The 23,600-nt window shown below is 69.4% G+C and carries 23 protein-coding genes and 1 pseudogene; 16 read left to right on the top strand and 8 right to left on the bottom strand.

Annotated elements, in window-relative coordinates:
• Positions 1 to 241: 241 nt before the first annotated feature.
• Positions 242 to 1,444, top strand: a complete 1,203-nt coding sequence (locus ACH34Q_RS34865; protein WP_395987407.1) for a DUF222 domain-containing protein — start codon at positions 242 to 244, stop codon at positions 1,442 to 1,444.
• A gap of 136 nt (positions 1,445 to 1,580) precedes the next feature.
• Here the strand turns inward: ACH34Q_RS34865 and ACH34Q_RS34860 are convergent.
• Both ACH34Q_RS34860 and ACH34Q_RS34855 read right to left on the bottom strand, forming a co-directional pair.
• Positions 1,581 to 2,384: pseudogene (locus ACH34Q_RS34860) on the bottom strand (transposase family protein).
• A gap of 314 nt (positions 2,385 to 2,698) precedes the next feature.
• On the bottom strand, positions 2,699 to 3,943 hold the full coding sequence (locus ACH34Q_RS34855) for an alpha/beta hydrolase fold domain-containing protein (RefSeq protein WP_395987406.1): 1,245 nt from the start codon (positions 3,941 to 3,943) through the stop codon (positions 2,699 to 2,701).
• Positions 3,944 to 4,081: 138 nt separating this feature from the next.
• Here ACH34Q_RS34855 and ACH34Q_RS34850 point away from each other — a divergent pair, with 138 nt between their 5' ends.
• Positions 4,082 to 4,633 carry a dihydrofolate reductase family protein gene (locus tag ACH34Q_RS34850; RefSeq protein ID WP_395987405.1) on the top strand — a complete coding sequence of 184 codons (552 nt, stop codon included), beginning with the start codon at positions 4,082 to 4,084 and terminating at the stop codon, positions 4,631 to 4,633.
• A gap of 693 nt (positions 4,634 to 5,326) precedes the next feature.
• Here ACH34Q_RS34850 and ACH34Q_RS34845 read toward each other — a convergent pair.
• Positions 5,327 to 5,737: a nuclear transport factor 2 family protein gene (locus tag ACH34Q_RS34845; protein ID WP_395987404.1), complete on the bottom strand. Its 411-nt coding sequence runs from the start codon at positions 5,735 to 5,737 to the stop codon at positions 5,327 to 5,329.
• A gap of 66 nt (positions 5,738 to 5,803) precedes the next feature.
• Positions 5,804 to 6,253 (bottom strand): hypothetical protein, encoded by a 450-nt coding sequence (locus ACH34Q_RS34840; protein WP_395987403.1) that lies wholly within the window; start codon positions 6,251 to 6,253, stop codon positions 5,804 to 5,806.
• Between the two features lie 73 nt (positions 6,254 to 6,326).
• Between ACH34Q_RS34840 and ACH34Q_RS34835 the strand changes: the two genes are divergently transcribed.
• Complete coding sequence (locus ACH34Q_RS34835) at positions 6,327 to 6,455, top strand: hypothetical protein (RefSeq protein WP_395987402.1); 129 nt, start codon at positions 6,327 to 6,329, stop codon at positions 6,453 to 6,455.
• A gap of 220 nt (positions 6,456 to 6,675) precedes the next feature.
• Here ACH34Q_RS34835 and ACH34Q_RS34830 read toward each other — a convergent pair whose 3' ends face one another.
• The 4 genes from ACH34Q_RS34830 to ACH34Q_RS34815 all read right to left on the bottom strand — a co-directional run bounded on the left by ACH34Q_RS34830 (position 6,676) and on the right by ACH34Q_RS34815 (position 10,457).
• On the bottom strand, positions 6,676 to 7,743 hold the full coding sequence (locus ACH34Q_RS34830; protein WP_395987401.1) for a hypothetical protein: 1,068 nt from the start codon (positions 7,741 to 7,743) through the stop codon (positions 6,676 to 6,678).
• Positions 7,740 to 8,255 carry a sigma-70 family RNA polymerase sigma factor gene (locus tag ACH34Q_RS34825; RefSeq protein ID WP_395987400.1) on the bottom strand — a complete coding sequence of 172 codons (516 nt, stop codon included), beginning with the start codon at positions 8,253 to 8,255 and terminating at the stop codon, positions 7,740 to 7,742. The genes ACH34Q_RS34830 and ACH34Q_RS34825 overlap by 4 nt, the downstream gene beginning before the upstream one ends.
• A gap of 98 nt (positions 8,256 to 8,353) precedes the next feature.
• Positions 8,354 to 9,430, bottom strand: coding sequence for a TRM11 family SAM-dependent methyltransferase (locus ACH34Q_RS34820; protein WP_395987399.1), 1,077 nt, complete (start codon positions 9,428 to 9,430; stop codon positions 8,354 to 8,356).
• Between the two features lie 190 nt (positions 9,431 to 9,620).
• Positions 9,621 to 10,457: a hypothetical protein gene (locus tag ACH34Q_RS34815; protein WP_395987398.1), complete on the bottom strand. Its 837-nt coding sequence runs from the start codon at positions 10,455 to 10,457 to the stop codon at positions 9,621 to 9,623.
• A 497-nt stretch (positions 10,458 to 10,954) separates the two neighbouring features.
• On the opposite strand from ACH34Q_RS34815, the gene ACH34Q_RS34810 reads away from it, so the two are divergent.
• The 13 genes from ACH34Q_RS34810 (at position 10,955) to ACH34Q_RS34750 (ending at position 23,570) form a co-directional block, all read left to right on the top strand.
• Entirely contained in the window at positions 10,955 to 12,070 is a 1,116-nt protein-coding gene (locus ACH34Q_RS34810) for an ABC transporter ATP-binding protein (protein ID WP_395987397.1), read from the top strand.
• An 86-nt stretch (positions 12,071 to 12,156) separates the two neighbouring features.
• On the top strand, positions 12,157 to 12,855 hold the full coding sequence (locus ACH34Q_RS34805) for an MlaE family ABC transporter permease (RefSeq protein WP_395987462.1): 699 nt from the start codon (positions 12,157 to 12,159) through the stop codon (positions 12,853 to 12,855).
• 57 nt (positions 12,856 to 12,912) lie between these two features.
• Positions 12,913 to 13,728 (top strand): MlaE family ABC transporter permease, encoded by an 816-nt coding sequence (locus ACH34Q_RS34800; RefSeq protein ID WP_395987461.1) that lies wholly within the window; start codon positions 12,913 to 12,915, stop codon positions 13,726 to 13,728.
• A 7-nt stretch (positions 13,729 to 13,735) separates the two neighbouring features.
• Positions 13,736 to 15,019 carry an MCE family protein gene (locus tag ACH34Q_RS34795; RefSeq protein WP_395987396.1) on the top strand — a complete coding sequence of 428 codons (1,284 nt, stop codon included), beginning with the start codon at positions 13,736 to 13,738 and terminating at the stop codon, positions 15,017 to 15,019.
• Between the two features lie 2 nt (positions 15,020 to 15,021).
• Complete coding sequence (locus tag ACH34Q_RS34790) at positions 15,022 to 16,068, top strand: MCE family protein (RefSeq protein ID WP_395987395.1); 1,047 nt, start codon at positions 15,022 to 15,024, stop codon at positions 16,066 to 16,068.
• Positions 16,065 to 17,198, top strand: a complete 1,134-nt coding sequence (locus ACH34Q_RS34785; RefSeq protein ID WP_395987394.1) for an MCE family protein — start codon at positions 16,065 to 16,067, stop codon at positions 17,196 to 17,198. The genes ACH34Q_RS34790 and ACH34Q_RS34785 overlap by 4 nt, the downstream gene beginning before the upstream one ends.
• A complete protein-coding gene (locus ACH34Q_RS34780) occupies positions 17,195 to 18,544 on the top strand; it encodes an MCE family protein (RefSeq protein ID WP_395987393.1) in 1,350 nt (449 codons plus the stop codon). The genes ACH34Q_RS34785 and ACH34Q_RS34780 overlap by 4 nt, the downstream gene beginning before the upstream one ends.
• Positions 18,541 to 19,758 carry an MCE family protein gene (locus tag ACH34Q_RS34775; RefSeq protein ID WP_395987392.1) on the top strand — a complete coding sequence of 406 codons (1,218 nt, stop codon included), beginning with the start codon at positions 18,541 to 18,543 and terminating at the stop codon, positions 19,756 to 19,758. Before ACH34Q_RS34780 ends, ACH34Q_RS34775 begins: the two co-directional genes overlap by 4 nt.
• The gene (locus ACH34Q_RS34770; RefSeq protein WP_395987391.1) at positions 19,758 to 21,008 is read left to right on the top strand and encodes an MCE family protein; all 1,251 of its coding nucleotides are present in this window, start codon (positions 19,758 to 19,760) and stop codon (positions 21,006 to 21,008) included. Before ACH34Q_RS34775 ends, ACH34Q_RS34770 begins: the two co-directional genes overlap by 1 nt.
• On the top strand, positions 21,005 to 21,535 hold the full coding sequence (locus tag ACH34Q_RS34765) for a hypothetical protein (protein ID WP_395987390.1): 531 nt from the start codon (positions 21,005 to 21,007) through the stop codon (positions 21,533 to 21,535). Before ACH34Q_RS34770 ends, ACH34Q_RS34765 begins: the two co-directional genes overlap by 4 nt.
• Positions 21,536 to 21,545: 10 nt before the next feature.
• On the top strand, positions 21,546 to 22,235 hold the full coding sequence (locus ACH34Q_RS34760) for a hypothetical protein (RefSeq protein WP_395987389.1): 690 nt from the start codon (positions 21,546 to 21,548) through the stop codon (positions 22,233 to 22,235).
• A gap of 28 nt (positions 22,236 to 22,263) precedes the next feature.
• Positions 22,264 to 23,025: a hypothetical protein gene (locus ACH34Q_RS34755; protein WP_395987388.1), complete on the top strand. Its 762-nt coding sequence runs from the start codon at positions 22,264 to 22,266 to the stop codon at positions 23,023 to 23,025.
• Positions 23,026 to 23,036: 11 nt separating this feature from the next.
• A complete protein-coding gene (locus ACH34Q_RS34750; protein ID WP_395987387.1) occupies positions 23,037 to 23,570 on the top strand; it encodes a hypothetical protein in 534 nt (177 codons plus the stop codon).
• The last annotated feature ends 30 nt before the right edge of the window (positions 23,571 to 23,600 follow it).

The following is a 23,600-nucleotide window of genomic DNA, read 5'->3' as shown; positions in this document are numbered from 1 at the left end:
GGGAAAGTGGTTGTGATCATACGGATACGTTCGGTAGTATTGGCTCATGTGTTCGAGCGTGGTCGATGTGGGGTCGCTGTCCACCGGTGAGTTGGTGGACGCGGCGGTGTCGATCGCGGCTGAGCTCAGCCGACGTGAGATCTGCACCTCGAGGCTCGACTCACCGTCTCGTTCAGGGACTGGTTCGAGACCCGGCTCAGGGCCTGGTTCGGAGGAGGACCAAGGGGCTGGTTCAGGGTGGGTGTCGGCGGCTGTGTGCCTGGAGTGGGCCGAGACCCTGGTCCGTGCCGCCGACGTACAGGAGGGCTTCCTGGCTCGTTTGATCGCGGTGGTGGACGCATCCGGTGAGATGCGCCGGTGGGGCTACCCCTCCGCGCAGGCGTGGCTGCGGTCCCGCCTGGGGATGCGTGATGCCCGCGCCAAGGAACGCGTCCTGCTCGCGCGCCAGCTGCCACGACTGCCCGAGACCGCGGAACGGCTGGCCGACGGCACCCTGTCCTGCGGATACGCGGTCGCGATCGTGCAATCGGTGGCCCGCCTCGACGATGACGACTGCGCCAAGGCCGAGACGCTGCTGCTGGAGATGGCCGACGACGGCTTCTCCGCCGGGAAGGTCGCCGCGTTCGGCACCCGGATCCGGGACGTCATCGCCGAACGCGACGGCACCGACCACGCCCCCGACGACGCCGCACGCGGCTACCAACGCTCCTGGCTCACCTCGACGCGGTCCCTGGACGGCGGCCGGTACATCAAGGGCTGGCTGAACGCCGAAGACGCCGCCGTCCTCGACGGCACTTTAGGGCCGCTGGCCAAGCCTGCCGGTCCCCAGGACCTGCGCGATCTGGCCGAACGCACCGCCGCCGCGCTGACCTGCGTCCTGTCCGGCGGGCACCACGCCACCAAGGTCACCCTCATCTGCGATCTGGACACCCTCACCGGCGGTGACACCCCGGCGCGGCTGCCCGACGGCACCCCCATCCCGGCCGAACAGGCACGCCGGATCGCGCTGTCGGCCGGGGTGTCGCCCCTGCTGCTGGGATCTGGTGGTCTCCCGCTGTATCTGGGGCGGCGGGCCCGGTTCGCCAGCCCTGCCCAGCGCCGCGTCCTGGAAGCCCTCTACCCCACCTGCGCCGTCCAAGGCTGCGAAGTCCCCGGCACCCTGTCTGAAGTCGACCACGTCGACGGCTGGGCCCTGGACAGTGGCGCCACCGACATCGACCGCCTCACCCTGTGCTGCGGCTGGCACAACCGCTGGCGCCACACCAACCCCCACCAAATCAGCATCGAGACAGATAAGAACGGACGATTCGTCTACCGACTCCTGCCACCGTCCGGACACGACCACAAACCCCGAAATCCCTACCCTTGGTCATCGGGGGAGGGGCGCCCTACAAAGACGATCTTCCACCGTAACCGCGCCGGTCCCCACACCACAGCGGCGTGAGCATCACGCGGGTACCCCTACGCTGACAGCCCCACCGGCATTATCGGTATGCCCATCTACTGTCCTGGATCGGTATTTCGAGATTGCTGGGTAGGGCATGGGAATTCCCGGCAGAGGCTTGTTCCAGTGAGCCTTTTCATCCTCGGGTGACTTCGTAGTTCTGTAGGACGGCGATGGCTTTGACGTGGTGGCCCCGTTGCTGGAGTTGCAGCGGAGTTTGCGGAGCAGGTTCCGTGATTTCAACGATTTCAACTGCGCGATCGTGTGTTCGCCGGGGCCGCGGAGCTTGGCGTGTGATCGGTTCGCCTGCTTTTTTGGGACTCCGGATTGTTCCGCCCTTTGTAAGGGGGTGAAGGCGATCGAGGCCTCGGCGCTTTGGTAGCCCTTGTCGGTCCGGGTGATGATGCCGGCCTTGTCCAACTCGCGCAGGATTCCCCAGACGCGGGCGGCGGTCAGGTCGCGGTGTGGCCGGGCATCGTCCCCGAGGTCAACAGGATCGTCCAGTCGGGACCGGAGATGACCTGGATGTTCATCTCGTGGCAGCGGCGTTTGGCCGAGTAGTACGGCCGGTCGGCGGCTACACGGTCGCAGGCGATGAGCGTTCCGTCCAGGACCAGCAGGTGCAGTCCGTCCTTGCACCTTGCGTCCTTGCACCTTGCGGCCTTGCGCAGCGCCGCTGTCAGCTTTGGTGACCGCGCCGACAGCAGCGCCACCACCTCCTGGACGTAGCGCCAGCCCGTAGCCGTCAACACCTCGAACCCGGCTGCGAGTTCAGTGAACGTCTCGCCCTGGCGCAGGAGGGACCAGCACCAGCAGGCCTGCTGCCCGGTGTTCAGCAGGCGCCAGGCGGCCCGAGTGCTTTGCGATGGCGCCGGATCAGTCCGGCTACGTAGTTCAGCGTTGCACGCGACAGATCAACCACGGCACGACAGAACAGCACGCAGAGCGCCTGGTTCGGACGTGATGGTTGTGGTGATCAACTCGTCGACCTGGGGCTTCTTCAGCTCATCTGCCCAACGCCCGCATCGCGATCATCCCGTGATCGGTGGCCCGCTCAAGCGGATGAAGAGGGTCCGTGCCGGGCCTTGCTGTGATCAACGTCGGCCGTGGCACTGTTCCCGGAATCCGGTGGAGGCCGGGCTCGCTGGGTGTTGGGCTCAACGGCCCGAATCCCGCCTGTACAGAAGATCACTTCGGAAGTCGGCGCTGGCGCTGTTCCAGTTCCCCACCTCCTGGATGCCCTCAGCCTGGACGTCAGGCGGAGGGCTCCCCTGTCGTCGGCTCCTCCTGGTAGGAGGTGGGCCACCCGGGCGTGCGCGCCTCCAAGGAGTTCGCCGCGCGGACGTAGGCACCGACCTGCGCGATCGCGGCGGCGGCTTCGGGCAGGAAGGACCAGTAGAGCTGGAAGCTCTCCGCGTCCACCGGGTAGATCTCCAGCCGGACGTCGACCTTGCAGGATCGCGCGTGTTCGGTGAGCCGTTCGGCGTCCGGCAGCCCTTCGTGAGCCGCGGCCGCCTGGACGAGCATCGGGGGCAGCCCGCTTAGGTCGGCGTGGAGCGGATCGACGAGGGGGTCGTCCACGGGACGGCCGTCGAGGTAGCGGGCGATGCCCAGCGCCATGCCCCGCCTGGTGCCGCTCGGCGCGGGCGTGGCCGGCAGCGCCTCGGGGACGGCGGCGCCGAGGTCGATGAAAGGCGTGAACAGGACACAGCGGGCGGGCAGTGGCCCGCCGCGCTCCTTGAGCCGTAGCAGCAGGGAGAGGACGAGCCCCGCGCCCGAGCCGTCGCCGACCGGCACGATTTCGTCCGGCGACGCACCCTGGTCGATCAGCCAGGTGTAGGCGGCGCAGACGTCGTCCACGGCGGCGGGAAACGGATGCTCCGGCGCGAGCCGGTAGTCGGGAGTCAGCACTCGGCACCCGGTCGCGTCGGCGAGGCCGCTCGCCAGGGACCGGAACCCGAATGCCGACCCGTTGGTGTAGTTGCCACCGTGCAGCAACAGCGTCCAGGAGTCACCGGGGTCGGGCGGCTCGGCCACCAGGCCCGGCACGCCGCGGGCGACGACCGGGGTGAACGCCACCTCGGGGACGATGGGGAGGAGTGCGTAGTGGCGCTCGGACGCCGCTCGCAGCGCGTCCACGTCGTCGAAGGTCAGCTCGGCGAACGGTTCGCCGAGCCGCCGGATGCGCGCGGCCAGCTCCCCGCCGACGGAACGGACGGTCTCCACGACGTCGTCGATGTCGTCCAGCACGGCGGGCAGCCGGTCGAGCAGCGCCTGTCCCGCGAGGGTGAGTGCCACATGCTGGGTGGAGCGCCGCAACAGCACGCAGCCGAGCGTCCGTTCCAGGGCGGCGACCTGGCGGCTGAGCGTGGACGGGGACACGTACAGCCGCGCGGCGGCGCGGCCGAAGTTGAGTTCCTCGGCCACGGCGAGGAAGGCACGGAGGTGGCGCAGTTCCAGGCCGTCCGGAGCCTGCGCGCGCGGTCGTTCGTCGCTCACCCGACCATGATCGGGCACGTCGGCCGGTGACAGTGCGGAACCCGCACCACGCCGTTGTGGAATGCGGCATTCCCTTCCGTGCGGTCGTCCGGCAGTGTGGATCACACCAGGTCATCGCACCCTTTTCGGAGGATCCCCATGCGCACGATGTTCTCCTTCATGGCGATCAGCGCGGACGGCTACCACGCCGACACCGGCCGCGACCTCGCCTGGCAGACCTTCGGGCAGGAGTTCGCCGACTACTCCGTCGAGCAGCTCGACGAGGTCGACACCCTCGTGTTCGGCCGCACCACCTACACCGAGCTCGCCGCCTACTGGACGGGCGACCTCGGCGCGGACTTCGACCCGCGCATCGCCGACCGCATGAACGCCCTCGCCAAGCTCGTCGTGTCACGGACGCTCGACGCGGTCTCTTGGGGAACGTCTCCGGCCAAGCTCGTCACGATCGACGAACTTGCCGAGTTCAAGCACACCTCGGGCAGCAACATCGCGGTCCTCGGCAGCTCCACTCTCACCGCCGCCCTGCTGCGCGCCGGCCTGGTGGACGAGCTTCGGCTGATGGTCAACCCGATCATCCTCGGGGACGGACTCAAGCTCTTCGCCGAGGCCGGAACGGTCCCGCTGGAACTGATCCGGGTCCGCCCCTTCGAATCCGGCAACGTGCTCCTCTACTACCGCCCGGCCCCCTGACGCTCACGACCGGCCCCAGACCGGGAAGGTCTTGATCGCCTGAGTCTGCGACAGGCGGTGCCCTGGCCGCGGCACGGGCGCGTACGTACCCGGCCAGACTTGCCGCAGCGCCCGTCCACCGGCACGGCTGGTCGCAGCGCAACTGCAGTGGGCTGGAACACGCTTTCACCTGAACCTCCGGAGGATGCCCCGGCCTTCAGGGTTCAAGGCCGACCCGGTGGCGTTGTATCTGCCGGATCCGACGCGGACGCTCACCAAAGGGACTGGTTCGACGAACCGGGCATCGGCGGCCGGGCAGGCACTCGGGCGATCACGGGTGGGCTGACCACCAAGATCCACCTGGCCGTGGACGGGCGTGGCCGGCGTTTCGACTTCACCGCCTTCCGCGGCTCGTGGAGACGATCGGGGTGCGGGGAGATCAGGCAGGGCTGTATCTCAAGCCCGGCCGGCAGCGAATGCCGCTGGCTGGTGGACGAGAGAAGCGCCGAGCGGGATCCGGCACCTAAGCGACGGGGCGGGAGCGCCGCCGACATTCCGCTGGATCTGCTGGTCGACTGGTTGGTGGGGAAGGCCACGGTCTTCTGCGCCGCGCGGTGACGGCTACGTGCATAGCGCTTCGGTCGTTTTGGGAGAGGCTCTGGCCATCCCGGCGCCGCTTGAGGGCGTACCGCCGACGTGGCAGTTCTGGGGACGTCAGCGGGCTGCGATCTGGCGGTGGCCGCTTGCGGTGTCCATGTATTCGCGTACGCGGTAGATCAGGCCGTCGCGGAGTTCGAAGACGAAGCAGTAGTCGTTGATGTAGGTGTTCCCATCGGCCAGGACGGCGCTCATCGTCTCTTCGACGATGACGTGGTCGCCTTCCGCGTGGAAGCCGTGGAAGGTGACCGCGACGTCTCGTACGAAGAGTCGGGGGAAGTCGTCGGCGAGGAAGGCCACGATGGCCTTCCGTCCGGCCATGTGGCTGGGAGCGTCCAGTGCGATGGCGGTGGCGTTGCCCGCGGGGGCGAGCCATTCGGCGTCTTCGGTGAAGAAGGCGGATATCCGCTCAGCGTCGTGGGAGGCGAACGCGCGCCAGGCGTCCTGGACGACCCTCTTGCTCTCCATGCTGGAGAACGTAGCCAGGGAACGGCTGACGGGCTGGCGGATATCCGACCTCGACGGCAGGCTTGGTCAGCCTGCCAGTCTGACGCCCTCCTGGCATGCCTCCATGAAAGCGGCCCTGCCCGCCGGGAACTTGCCGCCCTCTTCGACACCCTGCTGGTACGACATCGCGCAGAAATCGGAGGGGAGGCCCTTTCCTTCGAACGCGGCGGCCATCCCCGCGGCCATCTGGACCATCTCCTTGCGGCTGTACGTCTTGCCGTCGGGATCGATCATGATCACTTGAGAGCCGGTCACGGTGGGACGCTCGTCCGGGGTCGACGGCGGCTTCGAACTGTTGGGCGTACTCGATGGGGTGGGTGCCGCGCTGGTGGGCGCCGTACTGGTGGGCGCTGATGCGCTCGTGGCCGACGTGGGCAGCGAGCCGGTGGATGCGCCGTCATCGCCGCAGGCCGCCGCGCCCAGCGAGATGATCCCCAGGGACACGGTCGCCAGCAGAGCCGCGATGTTCTTGATCACTGTCCCCTTGATGTCGTGGCCGTTTTCGGCTGGATCATGGAGAGTATCCCGCTGAATCGCCGCTGGGAGCGGGGTGTCGACCAGTGTGCTTCTTCTCGTTGCCGTTGCCGTTGCCGTTGCCGTTGCCGTTGCCGTGCCGGGACTTCGCCGCGTGCTCGCGATCCTGCTCGAACGACTGGAGGAGGGCGCCGGCCTGGCTTGAGACGGTCTTGCCGACGCGGGGCGGTCCGTGCCATCGGGCCTGGTGGCGGATGGGCCTCGCTGCATCTGGTGGGGGATGGGCCGACCGTGGGCGGGTTACTCATTCCGGACATGGACGGGATCGGGGGTGGCCGTCCGAGCCCGGTCACGCTGATCGGGCCTGCCGCCGAGTTGTGGTGGGACGTGGTCGACTCGGCGGCGGCATGGGCGGGCTTGCGTCGCTATCTGAGCGGGGTCGTGGTCCAGTCGGCCGGGTCGGCTCCGAGGACTTTGATGCGGGCGGCGAGTCCCTTCAGGCCGCCGGAGGGCTTGAGCAGGGCGGCCGCTTTGGCCGTGAGGGTGTAGACGCACATGTTCAAGCCCTTGAGCTCGTACAAGCACATCAGTTCCGTCTTCTTCTCCGTCTCTCGTGTGAGAGGGATCCCGGTCGGAGGGCCCTGGTACGCGGGATGGCCGTTGAACGTGGAGTTGGGCTTGCGCGGAGGCCGGCCGACGTCGCCGCTCGTGTCGTTCGGCAAGGAGAGGGTGATGAAGAGGCCGGGGGAGAAGTTGATCGTCGTGTCCCAGCCGATGCTCGATCCCTGGGTGGCGATCCGGACGCTGCCGGGGCCGAAGCCTTGAGGGAGTGCCTTGATCTGGACGGGGAGCGCCGCCGGTTCGTTCAGGGGCTTGACGCTCTCGGCGATCCGGCGGACCGTCGCCGCCATGTTCCCGCGCTTCCAGGCGTTGATCTCCACCTCGGCCCATTGTCCGGGATGCAGTTGGAAACGCAGGCGCGCTTCCGTGGCCCGGTAGCTCGGTGCTTGCAGCCAGTGCGCGCGGCGCCCGTTGATCGGGCGGACCGGGACACGCTTGGCCGGAACGGCGCCGGGCAGCATGCCCAGGGCGGGTTCCTTGCCCTTCCGGAACACCGAGAGCACGACCTGGCTGCCGTGCCTGCCTCCTGACTGCGCCGCCAGACTGAAGACGCCATCCTCGTTGTGGGTGAAGAACGAGGTGTGGCCGGACGGAAGCCAACCGAACGCCGCCTTGTTGACGAGCAGCTGGAAACGTGGCGCCGCGACCACAGGGGGGGTGCGGGGAGCGTCGTCCTGCGGCCAGGCGGTGACGGCCAGGCCCGCGACGGTCGCAAGGGCGAGGGCCGGGGCCACGACCTTGGCGGTACGGCGGCGCCGGATCAGGCGGCGGCCGTCGGCGCGAGCGCGTTCCAGGTCCGGTCGTACGAGCGGTGCGGACGGGTCCTCGGCGAGCAGGTGCAGGCCATGGCGGAGTTCCTCTTGGACGTTCACGGGCGGTCCCCCTCAAGGGCGGTGGGTTCGAGGGTGCGCCGGAGCGCGGTGAGGGCACGTGAGGTCTGGCTTTTGACCGTGCCGGGGGAGCAGCGCAGTTCCTCGGCCGTCCGCTCGACGGTCAGGTCGCAGTAGAAGCGCAGGACGACGGCGGCGCGCTGGCGTGGCGGCAGTGCGGCCAGGGCCGCGCGGAGGTCGAGGGACGTCTCGTACGCGACCGGGTCGGTGGCCGCGTCGGGCGGGTCGGCGGTGACCGACACCCGGCGCCACCAGGCGGAACGCTGCTCCGACAGGTAGGCCCGGACCAGGATCGTGCGCGTGTAGCCGTCGAGGTTGTCGATACCACCCGCCTTCGGCCAGTGCGCGTACAACTGCGTGACGGTGGTCTGCACCAGGTCCCCGGACCGCTGCCAGTCGTGGCAGAGCAGATACGCGACCCGCTGGAGCCACAGGGAACGCGCCGTCACGTAAGCGGTGTACGACTCGTCGTGCTCCCGCGAAGGTTGCTTCACACCGCTATTAATGCGACGGGACTGCATGAGGTTGCATCGGTTCGGTGGCTTTCTTGTGGTGTTGGTGGCTGGGCCGGTGTTTCAGTCGGCCCTGTGTTTCAGTCGGCGCTGTGTCTCAGTTGGACGAGGCTGGAGTGCGTTCCGGCGATTCTGACCTGCTGGAGATGGACGGGGATCAGGCCGTTACGGATCGCGATGGTGAGGTCACTGGGGTCGGGGGTCAGGATCACGGCGATTCCCTTGGGCGCGAGGACCCGCCGCAGTTCCGTCCACCGGCGGGAAAGGCGACCGTCCGGGGCGACCTGCGTTCCCCAGGGTGGATTGCAGATCACGCGGTCGACGCCGGCGTCGGGGAGAGGCAGGGCGCCCGCGTCGCCTTGCCGGAATTCGATGGCGAGGCCTGCCGCGTTCGTTCGGGACGCGCGCAGGGATTCGGGGCTGATGTCGAAACCGTGCAGGTGGGCTTGAGGTTGGATGTGCGCGGCCTCGATGAGCGGTGTTCCGGCGCCACAGCATGGGTCCAGGACGGTGTGACCAGGTTCGATCTCGGCCATCTGCGCCATCGCGGCCGCGAGGGGAGGGTGCAGGGTGCCGGGGATCGTGCGGCGCTTGTACGGGCGGCGATGCAACGGGTGGTCGGCGATGCGCCGCATGAGGCAGGCATTGACGCCGTCCAAGGCCAGCCGCCACGCGCTGTACTCCGATGGGGGAACGGAATTGTTTCGCCGTGAGTGGTAGGGGACTCCGAGGCGTTCGGACAGGATTCGTCCCACGGCGTCTTCGGCATCGTGGCGGTTGAAGTTGCGCCGCCCGAGGAACGAGGCCGTCACCTCGATCCCGGCGACGGGACTCTGGACTTCGATGGGGCTTCGGACGTCGACGGGACTTCGGCCTTCGACGGAACTTTGGACGCCGATGGATTCGGCGAGCCGTCCGAGACCGTGGACTCCGGCCTTGGCGGGGCCGATGTCGGGTATCTCGGCGGTGAGCTGGAAAACGTCGTCGGCGAGCCGCAGTTCGGTCGCCTCGGATTCCGGAAGCTCCGATTCTGACGGCTCCGTACGGAAACGCACCTCGCGATGACCGAGGTGGGTGATCGTGCCCAGCTCGTACCGGAGGATCTCGGTGGCCAGCAGAGGCTCGAGCCCGCGGACGCAACGCGCCACCATGCGCATGGTTTCTTCTCCCACGTCAGGACCCGGGACGGGCGTCAGGCCGGTCCCGCATCGCCGGCGGCGGGGGCTCCTCGCCTCGCCGGCGGATCCTTAGCGCAGGAAGAAGAAGTTCATGCGCGGGATGCTAGCAGCGCCGGGCCCCGCCGGCCGGGGACGCCGTCAGCCGAGGGCGCTGCTGGCCGGGACGCCGTCAGCCGAGGACGCGGGTGGCTTTGGCGTAGGCCTGGGCCGTGGCCTCGTTGAGCATCGTCACCATGTCGGCGCCCGGCCCGGGCTCCATGTTGGGTATCCGGATCTCGATGAGGTGGTTCGGGAGGCGGACGACCGCGCCCCAGTGCCAGACCTTCCCCTTGGTGTCGATGATCCGGTAGGCCCAGGAGCCGGGAACGCCTGGTGCGGGCAGCGGCTCGACGCGGCCGGGCGCACCGTTGTCCGTCGTCATCCGGGAACAGGACGCCGGTGGATGGGATCCGTTCAGAGCGTCCAGTACATGGCCGGGCGCGCTGACCAGCGCTTCGCTGAAGATCAGCGACTTCCACCGCACGTGCCGTGCCCGCTCTTCCGATGTGAGGTCGTGGGGGAGCGGTGATGTGAGCATGACGAGTCCGAGTTCCACGCCCGGCAGGCTTCCCCGGGCCGTGACCAGGCTCAGCCACATTCCGCCCGTCCATTTCAGGCACAGCCGTCCGCCGTCGAAGCCGGTGCCCATCTGGCGGATTCCCATGAAGAGCGACTCGCGGTCGCGGATCGGGAAGCGGACGCCCGCGCCGGGCACCCGCGGGCGGGAGATCAGCCCGGGCGCGTGCGGCGTCTGGAAATCGGTGAGCAGCGCGGCGGTGAGGTGTGGGTCCGCCGCACCGGTTCCGGGGTTGCGGATCTTCGCGTCGCCGCCGGGGCTGGAGAGCACGATCCTCCCGCGCGGTGCGGCGTCGGGGGCGGCGTCCGTACCGGCGTATTCGGAGCCGGTGGCCGTGAGGGCCAGGATCAGCATCGCTCCGGTGATCCTGGCCCAGGTCGTACGGATCATCGTCCACCTTCTGGATTCGCCGGCCCGCCGCGGATGATGTGGAAAGAGAATCATCGATCCTACCGCCGGGAACGTTCCCTGGCCCGTCCCTTGCGACCGGCCCGTCCCATGCGGCCGGCCGGGCCCTTGTGAAATGCGTGAGCAGATCGGCCGGACAATTATTCGGAGCGTGCGAAAATTCTCTCCCGATACATTTAACGGCGGCCGGCCGTTGGTCGATGCCGTTCTGTGACCTGGCGTGATGCGGATGTGCGGGCCGGGACGCGCACTCGGAGATAAACCCTCCGGTAGCCGTTGTCATTCGATGACAACGATGTGGAGCGGCAGAATTTGTTTGGCCGGGATTGCTTGCGTACCGCCGCTCGGCGCAAGTAGCGTACCGGCCAGTAGCGATGGGTGCCGCGACACTGATGCCGTGGCCATTCGGACCGGTTTTGAAGAGATCTCCGATGTTCGGCTCTGCGGAATGGGCCCTGGCTGTTGAATGGCGCTGTCGAATGGGAATTGAAGTCGTCGTCGAGGGGCTGACGAAGTCCTTCGGCCGGCAGACCATCTGGCGGGACGTCTCGCTGACGCTGCCGGCCGGCGAGGTCAGCGTGATGCTGGGCCCGTCCGGGACCGGCAAGACCGTGTTCCTGAAGTCGCTGATCGGGCTGCTCAAGCCCGAGCGCGGCCGGGTGCTGATCAACGGCGTGGACATGGTGAACGACCCGGACCGCAAGGTGTACGAGACGCGCAAGCTGTTCGGGCTGATGTTCCAGGACGGCGCGCTGTTCGGGTCGATGAACCTGTTCGACAACATCGCGTTCCCGCTGCGCGAGCACACCCGCAAGAAGGAGACCGAGATCCGGCGGATCGTGCTGGAGCGGATGGAGATGGTGGGGCTGGGCGGCCAGGAGCGCAAGCTGCCGGGCCAGATCTCCGGCGGGATGCGCAAGCGGGCCGGGCTGGCGCGGGCGCTGGTGATGGATCCGCAGATCATCCTGTGCGACGAGCCCGACTCCGGGCTCGATCCGGTCCGGACGGCGTACCTGTCGCAGCTGCTCATCGATCTGAACGCGCGGATCGACACCACGATGCTGATCGTCACGCACAACATCGAGATCGCGGCCACGGTGCCGGACAACATCGGCATGCTGTTCCGCCGCGACCTGGTCACGTTCGGGCCGCGCGAGGTGCTGCTGACCAGCCAGGAGCCGGTGGTGGCGCAGTTCCTGCGGGGCAACAGGCACGGCCCGATCGGGATGAGCGAGGAGAAGGACGCGACCGCGCTGGCCGCCGAGCAGCGGCTGGCGCTGCCGGCGGCGCACGTTCCGGAGATCGTCCCGCAGCTGAAGCCGAGCCCGGGGATGCCCGAGCGCAAGGCCGTGAACCGCCGCCGGGAACGGGTGATGACCATGCTGGCGCAGCTTCCCCCCGCCGCCCAGGAGGCGATCTTGAACAGTCTGCTGCCGCCCGCCCGCGAGGCCCGGCACGGGCCGCCGGGGCATGGCGTTTCCGACTACCGGCCGTCCGGGCTCGGGCCGGCGAGACCCGGGCCGTCCGGCCACGGGTCGTCCGGTCACGGGTCGTCGGGGCAGCAGGGGCCGCCCGGGTTCGGGGGGCGGCCGTGACCGCGCCGGGGACGTCGGTGCCCGGGACGGGCGCGCTGCGCGAGACCGGGCGGCTGTTCGCGCTCGGCGCGACCGTGCTGACCCAGATGTTCCGGCGGCCGTTCCAGGCCCGCGAGCTGCTGGAGCAGTTCTGGTTCATCGCCTCGGTGACGATCCTGCCGACCGCGCTGGTGTCGATCCCGTTCGGCGCGGTGATCGCGCTGCAGGTCGGCTCGCTGGCCCAGCAGCTGGGCGCGCAGTCGTTCACCGGCGGCGCCAGCGTGCTGGCGGTGATCCAGCAGGCCAGCCCGATCATCGTGGCGCTGCTGATCTCCGGGGCCGGCGGCTCGGCGATCTGCGCCGATATCGGCTCGCGGACGATCCGCGAGGAGATGGACGCGATGGAGGTCATGGGCGTCTCGCCGATCCAGCGGCTGATCGTGCCGCGGGTGCTGGCGGCGATGCTGGTGGCCGTGCTGCTGAACGGACTGGTCTCGGTGGTCGGCGTGATGGGCGGCTACTTCTTCAACGTGATCATGCAGGACGGCACTCCGGGCGCGTACCTGGCCTCGTTCTCCGCGCTGGCGCAGCTGCCCGACCTCTACATCAGCGAGTTCAAGGCGCTGCTGTTCGGGTTCATCGCGGGCGTGGTGGCGGCGTACCGGGGCCTGAACCCGCGCGGCGGGCCCAAGGGCGTCGGGGACGCGGTCAACCAGTCGGTGGTCATCACGTTCCTGCTGCTGTTCTTCGTGAACCTGGTACTGACCGCGATCTACCTGCAGGTCGTCCCGCCGAAGGGGGCATGAGCGATGGCCTCCCCACCCCTTGAAGCCCCTGGATCGCTGCCGGGCCGCGGCTCGCTGATGCGCCGGCCCGGGTCCTGGTTCGCCTGGCTCGACCAGCCCGGCGACCAGCTCGGCTTCTACGTCCGGGCGCTGCTGTGGACGCCGCGGGTGCTGCGCCGCTACCTGCGGGAGGTGCAGCGGCTGCTGGGCGAGGTCGCGTTCGGCTCCGGCGCGCTGGCGGTGATCGGCGGCACGGTCGGCGTGATGTTCGCGATGACGCTGTTCACCGGCGTGGTCGTCGGGCTGCAGGGGTACGCGGCGCTCAACCAGATCGGGACCTCGGCGTTCACCGGGTTCGTGTCGGCCTACTTCAACACCCGGGAGATCGCGCCGCTGGTGGCCGGGCTGGCGCTGTCGGCGACGGTCGGCGCGGGCTTCACCGCCCAGCTCGGCGCGATGCGGATCAACGAGGAGATCGACGCGCTGGAGGGGATGGGCATCCCGTCGATGCCCTACCTGGTCACCACCCGGATCATCGCCGGCACGGTGGCGATCATCCCGCTGTACGGGATCGGGCTGCTCAGCTCCTATCTGGCGTCCAGACAGGTCACGATCTGGATGAACGGGCAGTCGGCCGGCACCTACGACCACTATTTCAACGTCTTCCTGTCGCCGACGGACGTGATCCTGTCGTTCCTGAAGGTCGTGATCTTCAGCGTGATGGTGATCCTGGCGCACTGCTACTACGGCTACCGGGCGAGCGGCGGGCCGGCGGGCGTCGGTGTCGCGGTGGGCCGCGCGGTCCGTACCGCGATCGTGCTGATCAGCGTCACCGACTTCTTCCTCAGCCTGGCGATCTGGGGAGCCACGACGACGGTGAAGGTCGCGGGGTGAGCGGGAGATGACACGCAGAAGCGAAGGCGCGCTGGTCACGGTGTCGCGGCGGCTGCAGGGCGTGGTGTTCCTGCTCGTCCCCGTGCTGCTGGTGTGGCTGGCCGTCGCGGTCTACCAGAAGAAGTTCACCGAGGCGACGATGGTGACGCTGCGGACCGGATCGGTCGGCAACGAGATGCACCGGCACGCCGACGTGAAGGTCCGCGGCGTCGTCGTCGGCGAGGTCCGCGAGATCACCTCCGACGGCGCGGGCGCCCGGCTGACGCTGGCGCTCAAGCCGGAGACGGTACGGCGCGTCCCGTCGAACGTGAACGCGCAGATGCTCCCGACGACCCTGTTCGGGCAGCGGTTCGTGGCGCTGGTCGCCCCGCCGGGGACCTCCGCGCGGCCGATCACCGAGGGCAGCGTCATCACCGAGGACCGCACGGCCAGCGCCGTCGAGCTGCAGGAGGTCCTCAACAACATGCTGCCGCTGCTCAGCGCCGTGCAGCCGGCCAAGCTGTCGGCGACGCTGACCGCGATGTCGCAGGCGCTCGAAGGGCGCGGGCACGAGCTGGGCGAGACGCTGGTGACGCTCGACGCGTACCTGAAGAAGTTCAACCCGGAGCTGCCGGCCTTGAACCGCAACATCCACGAGCTGGTGGAGTTCACGCACAACTACAGCGACGCCGCCCCCGACGTCCTGGACGCGCTGTACGACTTCAGCGCCACCAGCCGTACCGTCGTCGACCAGCGCCGCGACCTCAGCGAGCTGTACTCGACCGTCACCGGTGGCGCGCAGGACCTGACGACGTTCCTGCGGGAGAACTCCGGCAACATGATCCGGCTGGCGTCCTCGAGCCGGCCGTCGCTGGAGGTCCTGGCGCGGTACTCGCCGGAGTTCCCCTGCGTGTTCTCCATGCTGAACGACTTCAAGCCGAAGATGGACAAGGCGCTCGGCAAGGGCACCGACAGGCCGGGGCTGCGGGTCGACATCACGTCCGTCCCGTCCAAGGGCCGGTACGTCCCGGGCCGGGACACGCCGCGCTACACCGCGGGCGGCGGCCCGCGCTGCTACCCGCTCCCGTACGACCCGGCCGGCGGCACCACCGCGCAGGTCGCGCCGCCCGGCCAGGTCGCGCCGGTCGCGGTCGCGCCGGGCGGGCTCGGGCTGCCCAACTCCCCGCAGGAGAACGCGCTGGTGAACGAGCTGCTCGCACCCGGCATGCGCGAGGTCCCGCAGTCCCTTCCCGACTGGAGCAGCGTCCTGGTCGGCCCGATCTACCGGGGGGCGCAGGTGAACGTCAAGTGAGGATGAACGTCAGGGGTCTCGGCGGGCCCCTCATCAAGTCGGCCCTGTTCGTCATCGTGACCGTGACCGCGACCGCCGTGCTGGCGATCAGCATCGCGAACACGGGCGTCGGCAACGCCGACCGCTACAAGGCGCGGTTCAGCGACGTCACCGGGCTCATCGAGGGCGACAGCATCCGGATCGCGGGCGTCCGGGTCGGGCAGGTCATCGACATCAGCGTGGCGAACCGGCGGCAGGCCGAGGTGGAGTTCAGCGTCCAGCGCGGCCGCCGGCTTCCCTCGTCCACCACGGCCACGATCAAGTACCTCAACCTGGTGGGGCAGCGCTACATCCACCTGGACCGGGGCACCGGCGCGCCGGGCGCGGTGCTGGCCAGGGGCGGCACGATCCCGCTGGAGCGCACGACGCCCGCGCTCAACCTGACGCAGCTGTTCAACGGCTTCCAGCCGCTGTTCCAGGCCCTGTCGCCCACCGACGTCAACCAGCTCGCGGGCGAGATCATCCAGGTGCTGCAGGGCGAGGGGCCGACGATGGACTCGCTGCTGCGCACGGTCGGCTCGCTCACCAGCACGCTGGCGGGCAAGGACCGGGTGATCGGCCAGGTCATCGACAACCTCAACGCCGTGCTGGAGACGATCAACTCGCGCGGCGGGCAGCTCGCCGACCTGATCGTGACGCTGCGGCAGCTGACCTCCGGCTTGGCCGCCGACCGCAAGCCGCTGGGCGAGGCCATCGGCGCGATGTCGGAGCTGACCAACAGCACCGCCGACCTGCTCAAGGTCGGCCGGGCGCCGCTGAAGGACAGCATCGCCCAGCTCGGCCGGCTGTCGGACAACCTCGCCGACGAGAGCCCGACCGTGGAGCAGTTCCTGCGGACGGTCCCGGGCAAGAGCGCCAAGATCGCCCGGCTCGGCTCGTACGGCTCCTGGTTCAACTTCTACATGTGCCAGGCCACGGTCACCGGCGCCACGTACACCGACGGCCGCGACCCGCCCACCGGCGTCGGCATCGACGACGAAGACGAGCCGAGATGTGAGGTCCAGGGATGAGCGGCACCCACGGCCCGCCGATGCCGCCCGGACCCGGCACCGGGCCCCGGCCGGGCGGGACGGCACTGCCGCCGCTGAAGCGGCCGCGCGCCGCCCGGCTGCGCAAGCCGATCAGGGAGCGCAGCCCGGTCGGCGTGGCGATCATCGGGCTGGCGGTCATCCTGGTGCTGGGCCTGCTGGCCTACCGCGCCGACGACCTGCCGCTGATCGGCGGCGGTACGACCTACACCGCCGACTTCAAGGAGGCGGCCGGGCTCAAGCCCGACGACGAGGTACGGGTCGCCGGCGTCAAGGTCGGCGAGGTCACCCGGGTCGAGCTGGACGGGCCCAAGGTCAAGGTGTCGTTCCGGGTCAAGGACACCTGGATCGGCAACGCCAGCACCGCCGGAATCATGATCAAGACGCTGCTCGGCGCGAAGTACCTGGCCGTCGACCCGCTCGGCCCGTCCGAGCAGGATCCCGGCCGCCGGATCCCGCTCAGCCGGACGGTGTCGCCGTACGACGTCACCCAGGCGTTCCAGGACCTGTCGGGCACCATCGACCAGCTCGACACCGTCAAGGTCGCGCAGAGCCTGGAGACGATCGCCGACACGTTCTCCAACACGCCGCCGAGCGTCCGCAAGGCGCTGGACGGGCTGTCGGCGCTGTCCAAGACGATCTCCACCAGGGACGCCCAGCTGGCCCGGCTGCTGGCCAACAGCAAGCAGGTCACCGGCGTGCTGGCCGAGCAGAGCGCGGAGTTCGAGGCGCTGCTGAAGGACGGCAACCTGCTGCTGGCCGAGTTGCGCAAGCGGCGCGAGGCCATCCACGGGCTGCTGGTCGGATCGCAGGCACTCGCCCGCGAGCTGTCCGGCCTCGTCAACGACAACCAGGCGCAACTGCGGCCCACGCTCCAGGCCCTCGACCGGATCACCGATGTGCTCCAGCGCAACCAGGACAACCTGAACCGCGCGCTCGCGGTCGCGGGACCGTACAACCGGCTGCTCGGCAACGCGCTCGGCAACGGCCGCTGGATGGACGGCTACCTGTGCGGCGTCGTCCCGAGGGACTACCTCGCGCCGGACACCAAGCCCTCGACCGGCTGCATGCCGCCCAAGCAGGGCCCCACCAGCACGGGAGGCGCCCGATGAAGGTGGGCGGAATGAAGGTGGGCGGGCTGCGACTCGGCCGGCTGAAGAGCAACCGGATGACGCTGGACGCGGCGCTGATCGACGCGTCCTGGAGCCGGCGCGCCTGGCAGGAGCGCCGCCGTACGGTGATCGCGCTCGGCCTGGCCGTGGTGCTGATGGCCGTGGCGCTGTCGGCGGTCGCCGGGGGCCCGGCGGGACGGCGCATCACCGCGTACTTCGGCGCGGCCGTCGGTGTGTACCCGGGATCGGACGTGCGGATCCTCGGCGTCAAGGTCGGCACCATCGACGAGGTCACCCCGGTCGGCACGCAGGTGCGGACCCGGCTGACCCTGGACGACGGCGTCCCCGTCCCCGCCGATGCCAAGGCCGTCGTCGTCGCCCCGAGCGTCGTCGCCGACCGCTACATCCAGCTGACCCCCGCGTACACCGGCGGTATGCGGATCGCGACCGGTGCCGTCATCCCGGTCACCCGTACCGCGACCCCCGTCGAGCTGGACCAGCTCTACGACAGCCTGAAACGGATCTCCGGCGACCTCGGCCCGAAGGGCGCCAACTCCAAGGGCGCCCTGTCGCGGGCCCTGCAGGTCGGGGCGGACAACATGGCCGGCAACGGCAAGGCGCTCAACGACACGATCGCGCAGATGGGGCAGGCCAGCCGGACGCTGGCCGGCAACAGCGACGACCTGTTCGCCACCCTCGCCAACCTGCAGAAGTTCACCACCATGATCAAGGACAACGACCTGCAGGTCCGGCAGGCCGAACGGCAGCTGGCCGAGGTGACCGGGTTCCTGGCCGCCGACCGCGACGAGCTGGGCGCCGCGCTGCGCGAGCTGGCGATCTCGCTCGGCCAGGTCCGCGACTTCATCCGCGACAACCGGGCGCTGCTGAAGACCGACGTCGACAAGCTCGCCTCCCTCACGCAGATCCTGGTCGACCAGCGGCACTCGCTCGCGGAGGCGTTCGACATCCTGCCGCTGAACGCCACGAACCTGCTCAACTCCTACGATCCGGCCACCCGCACGCTGATGGGCCGCGGCAACCTCAACGAGATCAGCATGGGCCCGATCAGCGGCACCTCCACAGGCGGCGCGGCCGGCTCCGCGCTGGCGGCGCTCGGGCAGGGCACCGGCAGCGCGCTGTGCGCCTCGTCCGCCGCCTCCAACACCATCACCAAGGCCCTCTGCGACAAGCAGCGGACCGGGAACATGACCCCCGTTCCGGAGTCGGCCACCGGGATCCTGCCGCCGATGCCGCTGCCCGCCGTGGGCGACACGTACGGCTCACCGGGCGACCCCAAACAGGGCGGCGCTGAACAGGGCGACCGTAAGCAGGGAGGTGGCCGATGAGGACACGCGTGGCCGCGTTGGCCTTCGCGGGTGCCGTGCTGCTGAGCGGCTGCGGTGGCGGGTTCACCGGCGTACAGGACCTGCCCCTCCCGGGGGGCGCCGACCTCGGGGACGATCCGTACACCGTCACCGCCGAGTTCGCCAACGTGCTCGACCTCGTACCGCAGGCCGCCGTGAAGGTGAACGACGTCGCGGTCGGCCGGGTCTCCAAGGTGTCGCTGCCCCTCAACGGCTGGACGGCGCGCGTCTCCCTCGTCATCAACGGCAAGGTGAAACTGCCCGCCAACGCGACCGCGCGCCTGGAACAGTCCAGCCTGCTGGGCGAGAAGTACATCCAGCTGGCCGCGCCCACCACCGGCGCGTCCGGATCCCTGGCCGACGGCGCGACCATCCCCACGGCGCGTACCAACCGCAACGTCGAGGTGGAGGAGGTCTTCGGGGCTCTGTCCCTGCTCCTGAACGGGGGCGGCCTTCCTCAGCTGCGCACCATCTCCCGCGAGATCAACAACGCCCTCACCGGCAACGAACCCGAGATCAAGTCGGTCCTGAAACAGCTCAACGAGCTGACCTCCAGCCTCGACTCCAACAAGGGCGACATCGTCGCCGCGCTGGACGGGCTCAACCGGCTGTCGGCCACCCTCTCCACCCACAAGGAGAAGCTCGGCGTCGTCCTGGACGACCTCAGCCCGGGCCTCAAGGTCCTGGAGGAGCAGCGCGGCGCCCTCATCACCATGCTGCGGCAGTTCGAGGACCTGTCGGACATCGCGGTACGGACCATCAACGCCTCCAAGGACGACATGGTCGCCGACCTGCGCGCCCTCGCCCCGACCCTGCGCAAGCTCTCCGACGCGGGGGAGGACCTGCCCAAGTCGCTGGAGGTGCTGTTCACCTACCCGTTCACCGACGAGGTGATGAACGCGATCAAGGGCGACTACCTCAACGTGTACCTGGCGGTGACCGCGGTCCCCGGCACCCAGATCATCCCGACGATCACCCCGGATCCGACCGGGAGCCCGACCGCGGGCACCAGGAAGAAGCCCGAGGTGCGCGGTACGCCGACGCTCCCGCTGCCCCCGGTCGACACGCCCTCGGTCGTCCAGCCGCCGATCGCCCCGGGCACGCCCTCGGCCTCCCCGACGACGACCCCGAGCGCCCCGCCCTCCTCGGGCGGCGGCGGCGGGATCTTCCCCGAGCTGCCGGGAGGTGGCGGCTGATGCAGACCGCCGCGACCAGGATCAAGACGCTGGCCTTCATCGTCATCTCCGTGTCGATCATCGCCTTCATCGGTGCCCGCTACGCCGACCTCGGCCGGCTGGTCGGGATGCCCGGCTACTACGTGGCCAAGCTGGAGATGGCCGAGACCGGCGGCCTGTTCCCCGGCTCGAACATCACCTACCGGGGCGTCTCGGTCGGCCGGGTCGGCGACCTGCATCTCACCGACGACGGTGTGGTCGCCGACCTGCAGATCGACGACTCCGCGCCCAAGATCCCGGCCGACCTGCGCGCCGTCGTCGCCAACCTGTCGGCCGTCGGCGAGCAGTACGTGGACCTGCGCCCGTCCCACAACGCGGGACCGTACCTGCGCGAGGGGGCCGTCATCCCGCGCTCGGCCGGAACCACCCCGGCCCCGGTCACCGACCTGCTCAAGGCCGCCAACGACTTCACCGGCTCGGTCCCGCTGGACGCGCTGCGGACCGTCGTGGACGAGTTCTACCAGGCGTTCAACGGCCAGGGCCCCAACCTGGAGGCCCTGATGGCCGCGCAGAACGAGTTCATCCGCGCCGCCGACGCCAACATCGGCCCCACCACCACGCTCATCCGCGACGGCGAGATCGCGATGCGTACCCAGAACGAGGAGGCCGCCGCCCTCAAGGGCTTCGCCGGCAACGCCCGGCTGCTCGCCGAGCAGCTCCGTACCTCCGACTCCGACCTGCGCAAGCTCATCGCCGTATCGCCCCAGGCGTCCATCGAGCTGACCGGCCTGCTGCGCGACCTCGACCCGAGCCTGAGCGTCCTGATCGCCAACCTGCTCACCGTGGCCGACATCGGCGTCACCCGGGTGGACGGCCTGGAGGAACTGATGGTCCGGCTCCCCGGAGTCGTCGCCGCCGGCTCCACCGTCGTCCAGGATGACGGCACCCTGCGGTTCGGGATGGCGACCACGTTCTTCAACCCGCTGCCCTGCACCAAGGGCTACGGCGGCACCACGTACCGGAACGGCACGAACCTCTCGGCCGGGCCACCGCTCAACACCGGCGCACGCTGCGCGATGCCCGCCTCGAGCGGGGTCAACGTCCGCGGTTCGGCCAACGCCCCCCGCGGCGGCGTACCCGAGCCCGCCCGTCCCGGATCGGTGGGGATCGCCGCACGCGACGCCGCCCTCCCGGGCGCGCTCGGCCTGCCCGGCGTGGACGCCCGCGAGCCCGACATGGCCGACCTGCTCGGGCTGAGGGGAGACCGATGAAACGGCCCGCAACGATGATCCCGCCCAAGGGGAGGATGGGCGTCTCCTGGGTTCTGCTGACCGCCTCGATGGTCTTCCTGGCCTGGTCGTGCTGGACGTTCTGGGACATGCGCCAGGGCGAGACGCAGGACATGGCCCGCGACCGCGACCAGGCCGTCACCGCGGCCAGGAACCAGCTCGCCGCCCTCAACTCGATGGACGCCAAGCATGTCGACCAGGGGCTGCAACGCTGGCTGGACTCCTCCACCGGACCCCTGCACGACCAGCTGAAACGTACCCGGAACGACAGTAAGCAGAAGATCCAGAAGGCCGGCGCCGGAGCCGCGGGATCGGTCACCGACGCGGCCCTGACGGCGCTCGACCAGCGTTCCGGCTCCGCCCGGGTGATCGCCACCGTCAAGATCGAGGTCACCCGCCCCGGCGCGGCGCCGACCGTACAGCGCAAGCGCTACGACGCCGCCCTGGCCCGTACGGCCGCCGGCTGGAAGCTCAAGTCCCTGACCGCGCTCCCCGTCAACGCCAGATGAGGAGGGACCCATGAGCACCGAAACCGACGCGGCCAGTCAAGCCGACGCGGCCACTGCGACCGACGCGGTCACCGACGCGGACGAGACCGAGGCCAGCGAGCCCAAGGAAAGCAAGACAGCGGCCGGCAAGACAGCGGCCGGCAAGCCCAAGGCCGGCAGGACGGAGGCGGGCGAGACAGAGTCCCCGCCGACCTCCGGGAAGATGATCCGCCCCTGGCGCATCCTTGCGATCGCCCTCGCCGTGGGCCTCATCGCGGCGGGCATCCTCGCCTTCACCGAACGGCAGCGCGACGCGTCCCCGTCCGCCAACCGCGCCCTGGTCGACGCGCCCGCCACCGCGAAGGCCGTCGGCGATGTCAGCAACGCCCTGGTCAAGATCTTCTCCTACGAGCACGGCGATGTCGCCGCCACCGAGAAGGCCGCCGCCGAGCTGCTGGAAGGCAAGGCCGCCGACGATTACCGTGCCCTGTTCGCCCAGGTGAAGCAGCAGGCGCCGGCCCATCGCCTCACCCTGACCACCCGGGTCGTCCGGGCCGGGGTCAGCCGGATGTCCGGCGACACCGCCCACCTCTTGGTCTTCCTCGACCAGGTGAGCACCCGCAACGGCAAACCGGCCGGCGGCACCGCCGCCGCCCAGCTCGCGGTGACCGCCCGCCTCCACGACGGCCACTGGCGCATCACCGAGATCCGCTCGAGCTGACGACGTCGTACGACATGAGGTGAACCAGGTGAGCAAGACCAGCACCAAGGACTCCGAGCCCCCCGTGGTTCCGGAGCCCGAGCCCGATGACGAGGCCACTGAACCTGGCGTCCCAGAGGACCAGGAAGACGCCGGCGAAGCAGACGCCGCCGAAGAATCCGCAGAAGCGGAAGCGGAAGCGGAAGTCGACGAGCCCGAGGCCGACGATCCTGTGACTGAGGGAGCGGACAAGGGAGACGGCACAAACACAGAGGCATCGCAGGACGGCGCGGCCAAGAAGCCGGCGAATCGGAAACGTACCGTCGCGATGGCTCTGACCATCGTCGCCGCCGTGTGCGCGGCGTGGTTCGGGTGGTCCTGGTACGGGGCGGCGCACGACGACTCGTTGAGTTTCTCCAGTGAGCGTGATGAGGCGTTGCGTGCGGGGGAGCAGGCCGTACAGAACCTCAACACCCTCGACTACCGCTCGCTCGCCCCCGGCCTGAAGTTGTGGCAGGACTCCTCCACCAGTGAGCTGTACCAGCAGATCGTTCAGGGGCGGCCGCAGTTCGAGCAGGCCGTGCAGAAGGCCAAGACCATCACCTCCGCCAAGGTTTTGGACGCGGCCGTGACCGAGCTCGACCAGCACGCGGGCAAGGCGAGCGTCATCGTCGCCCTGCAGATCACCGTGACCCCGCCCAAGGGGGACCCGGCCATCAAGAAGACCCGCCTGGTCGGGCAGCTGACCCGTACCGCCACGGGGTGGAAGCTCAGCGCACTGGCGCAGGCTCCTGTCGGAGCGACGGGGTGAAGGGACGCGCAGTGAAAACGCTCAGCAATGTCTGGGGACACCCCCGGCTACCGATCGCCCTTGCCGTGCTCACCATCCTGCTGGGATGCCTGGCCGCCTGGTCGGCCCGCCAGGCGCACGCGCTCAACAGCGGTACGACGGCCGAGAACACGGCGCTGACCGACAACGCCCGTACGAGCGGGCTCAAAGGCGAGGTCAACGACATCGTCAACACGGTCTTCTCGTACAACTACACCGACGTCGGCAAGACCGAACGTGCCGCGCAGACCCTGCTGACGGGCAAGGCGGTCCAGCAGTACAACGAGATGATCGCCCTGATCCGCAAGCAGGCGCCCGAGCAGAAGCTGATCCTCACCACCACGGTCACCGACAGCGGGGTACGGATGCTGACCGGCGACCGCGCGAGGCTCGTGGTGTTCGCCGACCAGCGCAGCACCCGTACCGACAAGGACCAGACGGCCTACTCGGCCGCGATGTTCTCCGTGGGAGCCGTGTACCGGAACGACCGCTGGCAGATCGAGAACATCGATACATTCCAGAAATAGCGCGATATCCCGCCCGCCTTTTCTTCAGCG

It is taken from the genome of Actinomadura sp. 9N407 (assembly GCF_044326315.1).
Classification (GTDB): domain Bacteria; phylum Actinomycetota; class Actinomycetes; order Streptosporangiales; family Streptosporangiaceae; genus Spirillospora.
The sequence above is the reverse complement of the archived record's forward strand: the minus strand, read 5'-3'. Positions and strand labels throughout refer to the sequence as shown.

What these genes read in the sequence shown, in the direction of transcription:
- ACH34Q_RS34805 (WP_395987462.1), top strand. Translation starts at nt 12,157, where the DNA reads ATGTTCCGGCGGCCGTTCCAGGCCCGCGAGCTGCTGGAGCAGTTCTGG.
- ACH34Q_RS34850 (WP_395987405.1), top strand. Translation starts at nt 4,082, where the DNA reads ATGCGCACGATGTTCTCCTTCATGGCGATCAGCGCGGACGGCTACCAC.
- ACH34Q_RS34785 (WP_395987394.1), top strand. Translation starts at nt 16,065, where the DNA reads ATGAGCGGCACCCACGGCCCGCCGATGCCGCCCGGACCCGGCACCGGG.
- ACH34Q_RS34765 (WP_395987390.1), top strand. Translation starts at nt 21,005, where the DNA reads ATGAAACGGCCCGCAACGATGATCCCGCCCAAGGGGAGGATGGGCGTC.
- ACH34Q_RS34775 (WP_395987392.1), top strand. Translation starts at nt 18,541, where the DNA reads ATGAGGACACGCGTGGCCGCGTTGGCCTTCGCGGGTGCCGTGCTGCTG.
- ACH34Q_RS34790 (WP_395987395.1), top strand. Translation starts at nt 15,022, where the DNA reads ATGAACGTCAGGGGTCTCGGCGGGCCCCTCATCAAGTCGGCCCTGTTC.
- ACH34Q_RS34820 (WP_395987399.1), bottom strand. Translation starts at nt 9,430, where the DNA reads ATGCGCATGGTGGCGCGTTGCGTCCGCGGGCTCGAGCCTCTGCTGGCC.
- ACH34Q_RS34780 (WP_395987393.1), top strand. Translation starts at nt 17,195, where the DNA reads ATGAAGGTGGGCGGAATGAAGGTGGGCGGGCTGCGACTCGGCCGGCTG.
- ACH34Q_RS34815 (WP_395987398.1), bottom strand. Translation starts at nt 10,457, where the DNA reads ATGATCCGTACGACCTGGGCCAGGATCACCGGAGCGATGCTGATCCTG.
- ACH34Q_RS34795 (WP_395987396.1), top strand. Translation starts at nt 13,736, where the DNA reads ATGACACGCAGAAGCGAAGGCGCGCTGGTCACGGTGTCGCGGCGGCTG.
- ACH34Q_RS34770 (WP_395987391.1), top strand. Translation starts at nt 19,758, where the DNA reads ATGCAGACCGCCGCGACCAGGATCAAGACGCTGGCCTTCATCGTCATC.
- ACH34Q_RS34800 (WP_395987461.1), top strand. Translation starts at nt 12,913, where the DNA reads ATGCGCCGGCCCGGGTCCTGGTTCGCCTGGCTCGACCAGCCCGGCGAC.
- ACH34Q_RS34845 (WP_395987404.1), bottom strand. Translation starts at nt 5,737, where the DNA reads ATGGAGAGCAAGAGGGTCGTCCAGGACGCCTGGCGCGCGTTCGCCTCC.
- ACH34Q_RS34760 (WP_395987389.1), top strand. Translation starts at nt 21,546, where the DNA reads ATGAGCACCGAAACCGACGCGGCCAGTCAAGCCGACGCGGCCACTGCG.
- ACH34Q_RS34810 (WP_395987397.1), top strand. Translation starts at nt 10,955, where the DNA reads ATGGGAATTGAAGTCGTCGTCGAGGGGCTGACGAAGTCCTTCGGCCGG.